Here is a 12,685-nt window from a genome sequence, read left to right as displayed (position 1 = left end):
TAATTCTTACTCTTTATCCGTTACTCCGTACGCTTGCCGCTAGGTAATCACCTTGATCGTCTGTTGTACTTCCCTTGCCGTATTGATAGCTACCTCTCGATCTTCATTGACGATGCAAACGTGGCCCATCTTGCGGAACGGCTTGGTATATTTTTTGCCATAGAGGTGTAGATATACACCTTCCATCGCTAAAACTTCTTCAATGCCTTCATAACGAGCAAGCCCATCGTGGCCGGCTTCACCCAGTAGGTTTACCATCACGGCATTGGTCCGTGTCGCGGTATTGCCCGCAGGGAGATTGAAGATGGCTCGCAGGTGCTGTGCAAACTGCGATGTGAAATTGCCCTCAATACTTTGGTGTCCGCTGTTGTGTGGGCGAGGAGCGAGTTCGTTGACTAGTAATTGCCCGTCCCGCGTCAGAAACAACTCCACGGCCAAAAGTCCAACAATCTGTAAATCCTCGGCGATCTTTTTAGCCAACAATTCCGCCCGTTGCTGGATTTCGAAAGGCAGTGTAGAGGGCGAAATCAGAAATTCCACGAGATTGGCCTCCGGATTGAATTCCATTTCCACACAGGGGAATGTGGCGACTTCGCCATTGTCATTTCGCGAAACGATGATAGCCAGCTCTTTTTCAAAATCAATCCACTGCTCAATAAGGCTGGGTGCTTCGAAGGCCGACTGGATATCAGATTCATTGATGATTTTTTTAACGCCCTTGCCATCATAACCGTCTCTACGGAGCTTTTGGATATAAGGCAACGGGATGGCCGCATTCGCCAGGTTTTCTTTCGATGAAATCAACTGGAAAGGCGCTGTGGGGATGTCATTTTGTTTAAAAAACTGCTTTTGCAGCCCCTTGTCCTGTATGAGTCGGATAATGCGCGACTGCGGATACACCAATACCCCATCTTCTTCGAGTTTTTCGAGTGCATCTACATTCACTTTTTCGATTTCGATGGTCACCATATCCAGCCCTTTGCCAAAAGCATATACGGTATCAAAATCGTTCAACGCCCCATGTACGAAGCGGTTGCACAAGTTGCGGCAGGGTGCATTTTTATCGGGATCGAGGATATGGATGTTCACATTGAAATTGATGGCTTCCTGGATAAGCATGCGGCCCAGTTGTCCGCCGCCGAGGATACCCAATTGTAATTCGCCATAAAAATCTTTTGCCATAGGAGGATTAACTAACTATTGAAGGTTAAGCGCGTGCTGATCGCACTTTGTCGGCTACGATATGTTCGGTTTCTATTTTTTTTTGCAGTTCCAGAAAGGCACCGATAAGCGCTTCGGGTCGGGGTGGGCAACCTTGAACGTAAATATCCACGGGGATGATACGATCCACACCTTTCACCACGTGGTAACCATGCTGCCAATAAGGACCACCGCAATTGGCACATGAGCCCATGGAAATCACATATTTGGGGTCGGGCATTTGCTCGTACAGCCGTCGGATGCGGTCGGCCATCTTAAAGGTTACCGTGCCCGCAATAATCATCACGTCCGATTGGCGGGGCGACGGTCGTGGAAACACACCGAAGCGATCAAGGTCATAAGTAGAAGCCATCGCACCCATCATTTCGATGGCACAACAGGCTATGCCGAAGCTCATGGGCCACATCGATGACAACCGGGCCCAATTTAGCAGATCATCGAGCTTTGCAATGACTACCCCGTTACTTTCCAATTGTTTATCGATGCTCATGAGGATGTTGTTCCGGGTTTTCTGAATACGGGCTTGAATGCCGGTTTTTTTGGTTCACCTGCTGAAGATAGCACTTTTGGGGTCGCGGTCGATTCCGTGATTGGCTCAAACTTGCGGACGCGATACTGCTCGCGGTTCAATTTATCATAGGCCGATTGGGGAATGTTCACGGCTACGCGGGGCGTCATTGTTTGCGGCTTCACCCATTCCAAATCCCCTTTCTTCCATACGTATAGCAGGCCGATGATCAATATCCCTACAAAGACGCCCATTTCTACCAAAGCAAACCAACCCCAGCGCGGGTCGGCGGCAATCAGTTCGGGCTGGCCGAAGATGGTTGCCCATGGAAAAATGAATATCAGCTCGACGTCAAACAGCAGAAAGATGAGCGCGATAACGTAAAAACGGGGATTAAACTGTACCCAGGAATTGCCCACAGCTTCTTCGCCGCATTCATAGGTGCTAAGCTTTTCGGGCGTTGGTTTCTTGGGTGAGAGAATCTTTCCCAGCAGCAGCGTGAACAATACCAATAAGATACCCATTACTCCGATGAGGAGTATTTTGCCAAATTCGGTCAGCTGCGCCGGGTCATCCATGATTCAAAGATAGGGATTTTTTGTTACCTTCCCATGGGCATCTTGGGTGCGCCACGCATCATGCGCGCCATGGCGGCAGGGTTTGACATTTGTTTCATAACCTTGCGCATGTCGCCAAACTGCTTCATCAATTTATTTACCTCCACCAAGTCCGTACCGGAGCCCTTGGCGATGCGTGCCCGGCGTTTTTGGTCGATGATATCCGGGTTTTCACGTTCGTAAGGGGTCATGGAATTGATGATGGCTTCAATAGGGGTAAAGGCGTTATCATCGATGTCTACGTCCTTGATCGCCTTACCCACACCGGGAATCATGCCCATGAGGTCTTTCATGTTACCCATTTTCTTGATTTGCTGGATTTGGCTTTTGAAATCGTTGAAGTCAAACTTGTTCTTGCGGATTTTGCGTTGCAGCTCGGCAGCTTCCTGCTCATCAAATTGCTGCTGTGCACGCTCCACCAAGGAGACCACATCGCCCATTCCCAGGATCCGGGAAGCCATCCGGTCGGGGTGGAAGACATCAAGGGCCTCCATCTTTTCGCCGGTACCGATGAATTTGATGGGCTTGTTGACCACCGATTTGATGGATAGGGCAGCGCCGCCCCGCGTATCGCCATCCAGCTTGGTAAGCACGGCTCCGGTAAAGTCGAGTCTATCGTTGAATGCCTTAGCCGTATTCACCGCATCCTGGCCGGTCATCGCATCTACGACAAACAAGATTTCATGTGGTTGTGTAGCGTCCTTTACAGCAGATATCTCATTCATGAGTGCCTCATCAATGGCCAACCGGCCCGCTGTATCGATGATGACCACGTTATAACCCTTTTGTTTGGCCTCAGCCACGCCCGCTTTGGCAATACCGATGGGGTCTTTTGATGCTGTGTCGGCATAAACCGGTACATCCACCTGTTGGCCCAGTACCTGCAGTTGGTCGATTGCAGCCGGTCGGTATACGTCGCCCGCCACCAACAGTGGTTTCTTTCCTTTTTTCTCCTTAAGGTAGTTGGCGAGCTTACCCGAGAACGTGGTTTTACCCGCACCGTTGAGTCCAGCGATGAGAATGACAGTTGGGTTTTTCGATACCTCCAGCTCAGTGGTGGAGCCGCCCATTAATTCGGTCAGCTCGTCGTTCATGATTTTGGTAAGCAACTGGCCGGGAGAAATGCTGGTGAGTACGTTTTGGCCCAGAGCCTTCTGTTTCACCTCGTCGGTAAATGCCTTGGCCGTTTTATAGTTTACGTCGGCATCGAGCAACGCCTTACGGATTTCCTTCATGGTCTCCGCAACGTTGATCTCGGTAATATTTCCCTGGCCTTTTAATACCTTGAAGGCCCTATCTAATTTATCCTGTAGGTTCTGAAACATCGTCAGTTATCAAATAAAAATGAACGAAATGCAAAGGTACGAAATCCATAATAAAAAAGTCCATCCCGAATCTATCGGGACGGACTAACTCGCTTAATCTTCAAAGTAGGTGCTTACTCTCTTCTGCCCAACAACATGCTGGCGTAGTAAAGCAGCGTCACCAATGATGACAGGGCTGCCACCACATACGTCATTGCTGCCCACCACAGTGCGTCTTTAGCGCCAGCGTGTTCTACGCTGCTATGGGTAATGCCTTTATTGTCCAGCCATGCCAGCGCACGCTTGGAAGCATCAAACTCCACGGGGAGCGTCACAAATGAAAATAGGGTAGTGATCGCCAATGCGGCTACGCCGATGGCAAGCACGTAATGGTTGCCAGAGAAAGCCATCATAATCACGCCGATCATCAATACCCAGGTGACCATGTTGGATGCAACGCTTACGATGGGCACCATTGCCGAGCGGAACTGCAACCAGGAATAGGCCTTTGCGTGCTGCACAGCGTGTCCGCATTCGTGGGCGGCTACGGCTGCGGCCGCGACGCTACGGCCGCTATACACTTCGGGGCTCAAATTGACCGTGCGGTTGGCGGGGTTGTAGTGGTCGCTCAACCGGCCCTGCGCCGAAATGATCTCTACATCATAGATCCCGTGGTCATGCAACATTTTCTCAGCAATATCCCTTCCGGTCATGCCACTGCTCAACGGTGTTTCCGAATACTTCTTGAATTTGCTCTTAAACCGCCACTGCACAATCATGCTAACCAACATGATACCGCCGAAAATAATCCAATAACTCATCATAATATCTTTGTTTTATCTGTTTCTGTCTACTTACTCTTTGTATTCTTTGCTATTGCATAGTCAAAAAATATACCGGACGCCTTTCGCTGACGAGATGGCTGTCTGGACATGTTACGAATATAAAAAATCAACGGATGACCTGCAAATCCGTCCGGTGGTTTGGTCGATTATAATGACAAAGTTGCACAAAAAAGCCATCCATGTATATCCATCGATGGCTTTAGAGGCTCTCGGCTGTAAAAGGCCTACACCGTCATAATATCTCTTTCCTTGGCTTCGGCAAGTTTATCCACGTCTGCGATGTGTTTATCGGTGAGTTTCTGGACTTCCGCTTCGCCGGCTTTGATTTCATCCTCAGATACCCCGTCATTTTTCAATTTTTTGATGGTATCGTTAGCGTCCTTGCGAATATTCCTTACCGCCACACGTCCCTTTTCGGCTTCTTCTTTTACCTTTTTCGCCAAATCCCGGCGACGTTCTTCCGTAAGCGGGGGGATATTCAGCCGGATGATACTGCCGTCGTTCTGCGGGTTCAACCCAATATTGGCTTCGAGAATGGCCTTTTCGATGGGAGACAGCATGGTTTTCTCCCACGGCTGGATGACCAGTGTCCGGGCATCGGGCGTATTGATGTTGCTGACCTGTGAAAGTGGTGTAGCCGTGCCGTAGTAATCCACATGAATACCATCAAGCATCGAAGGCATCGCCTTGCCGGCGCGGATTTTAGTCAGTTCGGATTCCGTATGTGCCACTGCTTTTTTCATCTGATCGGCACTATCGTCAAGTTGTAAGGATATCAGTTCGTCCATGGTTATACGTTATTAGGATGGGTCAAACTTAGATAAAATTGAAGATATATGCAATTTTATCGATTTCTCATCTGCCGTTGAAAATAGACTGTTAGAGATGAAACATAGTTATTCTCGTACTAAAGTTCCAACGTGTTCGCCATTTGCCAGACGTGTCAGGTTGCCGGGTTTATTCATGTCGAATACGATGATTGGCAATTTGTTTTCCTGGCATAGCGTGAACGCCGTCATGTCCATCACATTGAGTCCGCGATTGTATACATCCTGGAATGTGATTTCATCAAATCGCGTTGCTGATGGGTCTTTGAGGGGATCGGCGGTGTATATACCATCCACGCGGGTGCCTTTAAGTACCACATCAGCGTTGATTTCGATAGCGCGGAGCGAAGCTGCTGTATCGGTGGTGAAATAGGGGTTGCCCGTGCCGGCGCCAAAGATGACCACCCGGCCTTTTTCGAGGTGACGTACGGCACGTCGCCGGATAAATGGCTCGCAGATCTGTTCCATTTTGATAGCCGTAAGCAAGCGTGTCTTGATTTCCAGTTTCTCGAGCGCATCCTGAAGTGCCATGCTGTTGATGACGGTGGCCAACATACCCATGTAGTCGGCTTGTACACGGTCCATTCCGGCTTTTTCGGCACTGAGCCCCCGGTAGATGTTACCGCCGCCAATAACGATGGCTATCTCCATGCCTTTGCTGTGAATCTCTTTGATGTCCTTAGCATATTGGGCTACGCGGTTGATGTCGATACCGTAATTTTGATCGCCCATGAGCGCTTCGCCGCTGAGTTTGAGTAGGATGCGTTTATATTTCATATCTGTTGCTGTCTTGGAAGGGGGCTCCCAAGCGCCAAAGATAAAAGAAATTTTTTAACTGCTTGTGATTACCTCTTGGTAATACTGCTCATATAGCGGCATGATGTTAGCCAACTGGAAGTCCTTGGCGCGCTCCAGAGCTGCTTCCTTAAACTGCTGCAACCGATCGCAGTCTTCCAGTATATAGATGGCGTTGGCCGCCATGGAATCCACATCGCCTATTTCACTGAGAAACCCCGTTACACCGTCCACATTTAGTTCGGGCAGCCCGCCTGTATTGGATGAAATAACGGGTACTTTGCACGCCATGGCCTCCAACGCGGCGAGGCCGAAGCTCTCCGAACCGGAGGGAATGAGGAAGAGGTCGGATACCGAAAGGATTTCCTCAACGGCGTCCTGCTTGCCGAGGAAACGGATATCATTGGCGACGCCCAACTCGCGCGATAGTTGCTCGGCGGCGGTACGCTCCGGGCCATCACCTACCATCAGCAGTTTGCTGGGAATTTTCTCCTGTACTTTCTTGAAGATGCGAATCACGTCGGTGGTGCGTTTCACCTTACGGAAGTTGGATGTATGCACAAGCACCCGCTCATCACCGGGCGCTATGGCCTGTTTGAAATGCTGCCGGGGCTGGAGGTTAAAACGGCTGAGGTCGATGAAATTGGGGATAACACGGATTTCCCGCCTGATATCAAAATGACTTAGCGTCTCCTCCTTCAGATTTTCGGATACCGCCGTTACGCCATCCGATTGGTTGATCGAAAAGGTAACCACGGGGCTGTAACTGGCATCTTTACCCACAAGGGTAATATCCGTGCCATGCAATGTGGTAACCACTGGGATGTCAATACCATATGTGGCCAGAATTTGTTTGGCCATGAACGCTGCGGAAGCATGGGGAATGGCGTAATGCACATGGAGCACGTCCAGCTTTTCAAAACGGACCACATCGACCAGTTTGCTCGCTAAGGCCAGTTCGTAAGGCGGAAAGTCGAACAGCGGATATTTGGATATGGTGACCTCGTGGTAATAGAGGTTCTCGGAAAAGAAGTCTAACCGTGCCGGCTGGCTATAGGTGATAAAATGGATCTGGTGGCCATTGGCGGCCAACGCTTTGCCCAATTCTGTAGCGACTACACCGCTTCCACCAAAGGTGGGATAACATACAATACCAATCTTCATGTACTCCCTTCAATTTGTTGCATGCAAAATACGGTTAAATTTCCCGATAGGTTGTTCATCCGAACGTAAAAAGATTGAGATGATTAAATGAATATTAAAAAAAAACTAAATAATTAGTTGTAAAACTAAAATATAAGTTTTACGTTTGTATTGGATGTTACTAACTATGGGATTCACAAACAATAATAAAATATAAAGTCAATGAAAGAACTGAAAGAGTTGACCCGTGCGGAAGAGCAGATTATGCAAGAGCTGTGGGACTTGGAGAAGGCGTTTGTAAAAGACATCATAGATAGGCTGCCCATTCCAAAGCCCGCTTACAATACTGTATCCACTATTGTACGGATATTGGAGACCAAGGGTTTTGTGGGGCACGAAACGTTTGGCAAGAGCCATCGGTATTATCCCTTGGTTTCTAAGGAGGAGTACCGCACATTCGCTACAGGTAAGCTCCTTCACGGGTATTTCAATAATTCGGCAAGGAACATGCTGTCGTTCTTTTTGGAAGAGCAAAAGCTCGACATCAGCGATGCGGATGAACTGTTGAAACTGCTTGAAGCGGCCAAGAAAAAAGGGAAATGATGATGACCTGATCATTTACGAATTAAAACGTTAAATTATGATGTACTTATTGCTCGCCAACCTTTATCTCTGTGTTTTCTATGGCTTCTACTACGTATTTTTACGTCGGGAAACCTTCTTTCAGGGGAATCGGATTTACCTGCTTGCTGGCTTATTGCTGGCGTTTACCTTACCGCTGGCCGAACATGGTGAGTTCGACAATACGGTGGTCTATCAATATCACTTGCCCGTAATCCATTTGGGAGACGCTACCCCCGAGCAGCTTGCTACTGGGGTGACGGCCGTAGAGTCGCCAACGTCCATACGGCAATACCTGTCCATCGGTTATGTGATAGGCTGCCTGATCGCTGCGCTCTTTGTCGTGATGCAATTCGTTTATACCATAAGCGCATTGCGGAAACGGCATCCGGGACAAGCCTATTCTTTTTTTAATAGGGTACGGATCGACCAGGCAGTCTACGGTAGCCACCAGATCATCAACCATGAACAGGTCCATGTAAGGCAGTGGCATAGCGCGGATATCGTGATGATGCAAGTGGTTAAGATTCTTAACTGGTTCAATCCGGTGATCTACTTTTACGAGCGGGCGTTGCGGTTGCAACACGAATACATCGCCGACGGGAAAACTGCAGCCAACGACCAACTGGCTTATGCGGAGTTGTTGGTGTCGCGTGCAATGGGGCTGAATGGTCCGGTGTTGGCGAACTCATTTTCGAATAAAACTTTACTGAAACGCCGTTTGACCATGTTGTTGCGGGATAAATCGTCAAAATACAGTTGGTTCCGGTACGCATTTCTTTTGCCTATTGTCATCGGCATGGTTATTTTTTCCATTGCCTGCAACCATCAGGGAAAAGGGGGGGCAGCTGGAACCACATCCGAAAAATCGACGGCAGCGACGGAAAGCGCTCACGCGTTTAAGAAGGAATTAGGTATGTGGGTAGCGTACGGGGAAGAGGCTTTGCGCAGTGGTACGCAAGGTGTATTGGCATTTACCTTTGAAAAAAGCAAGGCGGGCCGCATTGAAGACATCCAGTTTCTCAACGAGTTGGGCAGTGGACAGGAGGCTGAAGTAATCAAGGCACTTCAGCGGGAGAACGTGGAGCGTGTAGCACCAATTGGTAAATACATGGTTTCCATTAGTTTCCGCATCAGTGGGGTGGATCCAACCGATATGCCCCCGCCACCGCCGCCCGTTTCAAGTGACTACACCTCCCTCGGCGAGGTAGTCATTGTTGGCTATGCCCCCGAGTTGCCGCCTCCGCCACCCGTAGAGCCGCCAACCAAGAAGGAGGCTGGTAGTGCCGCGGCCAAAGCCGAAAAGCAGTACCCAGAGCCTACGGTGGTACAGGTGAAAGTCGCCGATAAAAAACCAGAAGTAGTGGAAGAAAATACAGATGTCTTATTCCAAAGCGTGGAAATCGACCCCAATCCACCGGGGGGGATGGCGGCATTCATGCAGTATATCGGCGCAAACTACGATTATCCGCAAGCGGCTATCGACGCGGGGGTCAACGGGCAGGTACAGGTTGCGTTTGTGGTTGAGAAAGACGGTAGCCTTACGGACCTGAAGGTTATCAAAGACTTAAAATACGGTACAGGTGAAGCGGCCATCCGCGTATTGCAAAGCAGCAGCAAGTGGTCACCGGGCATCCAGAACGGCAGGGCCGTGCGGGTGGCCTACACCTTGCCTATCCGGTTGAACCTACAGCAGTGATTTGAGCATTCTTCAACAGATCTTTTAGGTGTTGAATAAAGCCCGGCGGATGAGTCGGGCTTTTTTTGTTACCTTTGGTGCGTATCAAGTGAGTTTGTTTACTACCCAATTGCCAACCATGGATAACACCACAAACGCGCCTGCGCTGATTACCAATGATGCCGCCGTATTTGGCCTGTTGATGGTCATTTTGGCAGCAGTGTTCTACACATCCGGCAGCAAGCATCCGGGCTTCAGGAAATTTTATGCCATCCTACCGCCGCTGCTGCTCTGTTATTTCGTGCCGGGCTTATTCAATTCATTCGGCGTTATATCCGGAAGCGAATCCGAGCTGTATACGATGAGCTCCAACTACCTGCTCCCCGCGTGTTTGGTGCTTTTTACCTTGAATTTGAATTTTCGTGAAGTATGGCGACTTCGAAAGAACGCCGGCTTGCTGTTCTTTACCGGCATGATCGGTATTATCCTGGGCGGTCCGTTTGCCGTGTGGTTGTTCTCGTTGTTTGCACCCGAGGTGGTGGCTGGCGAAGTATGGAAAGGATTGGCTACACTCGCCGGCTCGTGGATAGGTGGTGGGGCCAACCAGGCCGCCCTGTTCCGTATTTTTGAACCACCGCCGGAGATTTTTGCCGTTACCGTGGCGGTGGATGTATTTGTGGCCTACGGGTGGATGGCTGTACTGCTTTATGGGGCGAGTAAGCAACAACAGCTCGACCGCTACTTCAAGGCTACGGGCAATGAGGTGCAGGAGCTTACGCAGCGCATGGAGGCTGTTGCGGGGGAGACCGGCAAGGCTAATGAAACAAAGGACTATATCGTCATGTTGGGTGTTGCTTTTGGCGTTACCGGGATTGCCCATCTCTTGTCGGGCAGCATCGCGGACTACATTGGTGTGCATGCGCCACAGCTCGATAAGTTCAGCCTAACGTCGAGCTTTTTCTGGCTGATCCTGCTGGCCACGTTGATGGGAATCGGTTTGTCTTTTACCAGCGCTCGGCGGCTGGAAGCGAAGGGAGCGTCGCGCTTGGCGACAGTTTTCTTATATGTCCTTATCGCTACGATCGGGATGCAAATGAACATATTTGCTATCCTGGACAACCCGGGGTTATTTTTGGTTGGTCTTGTTTGGCTGGCCTTTCATGCATTGCTGCTGTTTGCTGTGGCCAAATTGGTTAAAGCTCCTTTCTTTTTCTTGGCTATCGGCAGCATGGGCAACATCGGTGGCGTTGCCTCCGCCTCGGTCACCGCCGCTGCCTTCCACTCGGCGTTGGTTCCGGTAGGGGTATTCATTGCCGTGCTCGGTTATGCCGTAGGTACCTACGGCGGCTATTTGTGTGGGATATTGATGCAGATGGTAGCGCCATGATCGGGTTGACCCTGTAGCATTAAAACACTTCCTCCGATAATAACCCTATTGGGAAAATTAAAAATACGTACATTTGCCCTCATGACCAAAGAACACATACACGACTTGAGGGATAGAGCCGCTTCCCTGAGGAGGCACCTTTGACATCGATGCCCGGAAAGAAGAAATAGAAGGCGAACAAACCCTTACCCTACAGCCCGATTTTTGGGACGACTCCAAAGCTGCGGAGAAAGTTCTGCAATCCATCAAAAGCAAGAAAATTTGGACCGATCACTTTGACGAGGTAGCCACCGCCGTGGATGACGTGTTGGTGATGTATGAGTTCTTTCAGGCGGGAGATGCATCCGAAGCCGATTTAAAAGAACAGTACGACGTGGCCTTGGTTAAGGTAGAAGCATTGGAGTTCAAAAATATGCTGAGTGCCGAGGAAGACCAATTGGATGCCGTCTTGCAGATTACAGCGGGCGCCGGGGGTACTGAAAGCTGTGATTGGGCAGGGATGCTGATGCGCATGTATATCATGTGGGGAGAAAGCAATGGCTACAAAGTGACCGAGCAGGACTATCAGGAAGGTGACGTGGCAGGTATCAAAACAGTAACTTTACAGTTTTCCGGTGATTTTGCCTATGGTTATCTCAAAGGTGAAAATGGCGTGCACCGTTTGGTGCGTATTTCACCGTTTGACTCCAATGCCAAACGCCATACGTCCTTCGCTTCGGTGTATGTATACCCCTTAGTGGATGACAATATAGAAATTGATGTGAAGGATTCGGAAATCGAATGGGATACCTTCCGTTCCGGCGGGGCCGGCGGGCAGAACGTAAATAAAGTGGAGACCGCGGTACGCCTGCATCACAAACCCACCGGCATCATCATCAAAAACCAGGAGTCACGTTCGCAACTGCAAAACAAAGAAAATGCATTACGCTTGTTGAAATCGCAGTTGTACGAGATCGAAATGCGCAAACGGCAGGAAGCCACGGCTGCAATAGAAGGTAACAAGAAAAAAATCGAGTGGGGCTCGCAGATCAGGAATTACGTATTGCATCCCTATAAGCTGGTGAAAGACCTACGCACTAATGTCGAGACTTCCAATACACAGGCAGTACTCGATGGTGAAATCGACGAGTTTTTGAAAGCGTACTTAATGGAATTTGGGGGCAATTAGAATTCATTCTTCCACATCATGCTCTCAACGGGGCGCGTGGTTTTGTTGTTGTATTTAGCGTTGCCCTTCGAGTTGTACAGGATCTCGATTTCACCCTCCACACTGAAATAGATCAACTGGCCAATGGGCATCCCTGCATAGATGCGCACGGGTTGAGCCACGGAGATTTCCAGCGTCCAGGTATTGCAGAATCCCACGTCGCCTTTACCGGCGGTGGCGTGGATATCGATGCCCAGCCGACCGGTGCTGGACTTGCCCTCCAGGAAGGGAACATGGTTGTGTGTTTCGGTGTATTCGAGCGTCACCCCTAGATACAGCGTGTTCGGTTCGAGTACGAAGCCCGTTTTCGGAATTTCAAAATGGACGATTTCATTGTGTTTCTTCGCATCAAGTACCCGGTCTTTATAGGTAGCCAGGTACTTGCCGAGGTGAACATCGTACGAATTGGTGCCGAGGCATTCCCGGCGGAATGGTTCGATAATGATGGAGCCGCGTTCGATTTCTTCCAGTATGCGCTTGTCAGATAAGATCATTTTTTTAACGATAAGACGTGTGGCAAGAGACGCATGTA

General features: G+C 49.6%; 13 protein-coding genes. 4 read left to right on the top strand and 9 right to left on the bottom strand.

The features are described 5' to 3' along the window. Positions 1 to 39: 39 nt before the first annotated feature. The 8 genes from IEV98_RS02295 to bshA all read right to left on the bottom strand — a co-directional run bounded on the left by IEV98_RS02295 (position 40) and on the right by bshA (position 7,281). A complete protein-coding gene (locus IEV98_RS02295; RefSeq protein WP_188504312.1) occupies positions 40 to 1,182 on the bottom strand; it encodes a 5-(carboxyamino)imidazole ribonucleotide synthase in 1,143 nt (380 codons plus the stop codon). Between the two features lie 25 nt (positions 1,183 to 1,207). Beyond that, positions 1,208 to 1,711 (bottom strand): NADH-quinone oxidoreductase subunit B, encoded by a 504-nt coding sequence (locus IEV98_RS02290; RefSeq protein WP_188504311.1) that lies wholly within the window; start codon positions 1,709 to 1,711, stop codon positions 1,208 to 1,210. Continuing rightward, on the bottom strand, positions 1,708 to 2,307 hold the full coding sequence (locus IEV98_RS02285) for an NADH-quinone oxidoreductase subunit A (protein ID WP_188504310.1): 600 nt from the start codon (positions 2,305 to 2,307) through the stop codon (positions 1,708 to 1,710). Before IEV98_RS02285 ends, IEV98_RS02290 begins: the two co-directional genes overlap by 4 nt. A 23-nt stretch (positions 2,308 to 2,330) precedes the next feature. Next, positions 2,331 to 3,671: a signal recognition particle protein gene (gene ffh, locus IEV98_RS02280; protein WP_188504309.1), complete on the bottom strand. Its 1,341-nt coding sequence runs from the start codon at positions 3,669 to 3,671 to the stop codon at positions 2,331 to 2,333. Positions 3,672 to 3,784: 113 nt separating this feature from the next. Further along, the gene (locus IEV98_RS02275) at positions 3,785 to 4,474 is read right to left on the bottom strand and encodes a zinc metallopeptidase (protein WP_188504308.1); all 690 of its coding nucleotides are present in this window, start codon (positions 4,472 to 4,474) and stop codon (positions 3,785 to 3,787) included. Between the two features lie 245 nt (positions 4,475 to 4,719). Beyond that, a complete protein-coding gene (gene frr, locus IEV98_RS02270; RefSeq protein ID WP_188504307.1) occupies positions 4,720 to 5,283 on the bottom strand; it encodes a ribosome recycling factor in 564 nt (187 codons plus the stop codon). A gap of 108 nt (positions 5,284 to 5,391) precedes the next feature. Next, positions 5,392 to 6,099: a UMP kinase gene (gene pyrH, locus IEV98_RS02265; protein WP_188504306.1), complete on the bottom strand. Its 708-nt coding sequence runs from the start codon at positions 6,097 to 6,099 to the stop codon at positions 5,392 to 5,394. Between the two features lie 54 nt (positions 6,100 to 6,153). Continuing rightward, complete coding sequence (gene bshA, locus IEV98_RS02260; RefSeq protein WP_188504305.1) at positions 6,154 to 7,281, bottom strand: N-acetyl-alpha-D-glucosaminyl L-malate synthase BshA; 1,128 nt, start codon at positions 7,279 to 7,281, stop codon at positions 6,154 to 6,156. A gap of 201 nt (positions 7,282 to 7,482) precedes the next feature. Between bshA and IEV98_RS02255 the strand changes: the two genes are divergently transcribed. From IEV98_RS02255 to prfB, 4 genes are all read left to right on the top strand, one after another. Further along, positions 7,483 to 7,863 carry a BlaI/MecI/CopY family transcriptional regulator gene (locus IEV98_RS02255; RefSeq protein ID WP_188504304.1) on the top strand — a complete coding sequence of 127 codons (381 nt, stop codon included), beginning with the start codon at positions 7,483 to 7,485 and terminating at the stop codon, positions 7,861 to 7,863. A 37-nt stretch (positions 7,864 to 7,900) separates the two neighbouring features. Continuing rightward, entirely contained in the window at positions 7,901 to 9,580 is a 1,680-nt protein-coding gene (locus IEV98_RS02250; protein WP_188504303.1) for a M56 family metallopeptidase, read from the top strand. A 49-nt stretch (positions 9,581 to 9,629) separates the two neighbouring features. Then, positions 9,630 to 10,946, top strand: a complete 1,317-nt coding sequence (locus tag IEV98_RS02245) for a DUF819 family protein (protein WP_229738527.1) — start codon at positions 9,630 to 9,632, stop codon at positions 10,944 to 10,946. A gap of 81 nt (positions 10,947 to 11,027) precedes the next feature. Further along, positions 11,028 to 12,114 (top strand): peptide chain release factor 2 gene (gene prfB / locus IEV98_RS02240; RefSeq protein ID WP_188504302.1). Its coding sequence is split into 2 segments (ribosomal slippage): positions 11,028 to 11,087 and positions 11,089 to 12,114, totalling 1,086 coding nucleotides; the frame shifts between segments, so codons are not numbered across the junction. Here prfB and dcd read toward each other — a convergent pair. Beyond that, positions 12,111 to 12,647, bottom strand: a complete 537-nt coding sequence (gene dcd, locus IEV98_RS02235; RefSeq protein ID WP_188504301.1) for a dCTP deaminase — start codon at positions 12,645 to 12,647, stop codon at positions 12,111 to 12,113. The two genes, prfB and dcd, sit on opposite strands and share 4 nt — an antisense overlap. Between the last annotated feature and the right edge of the window lie 38 nt (positions 12,648 to 12,685).

It is taken from the genome of Parapedobacter pyrenivorans (assembly GCF_014636865.1).
Taxonomy (GTDB): Bacteria; Bacteroidota; Bacteroidia; order Sphingobacteriales; family Sphingobacteriaceae; genus Parapedobacter; species Parapedobacter pyrenivorans.
This window is presented reverse-complemented; position numbering and strand designations above follow the sequence as displayed.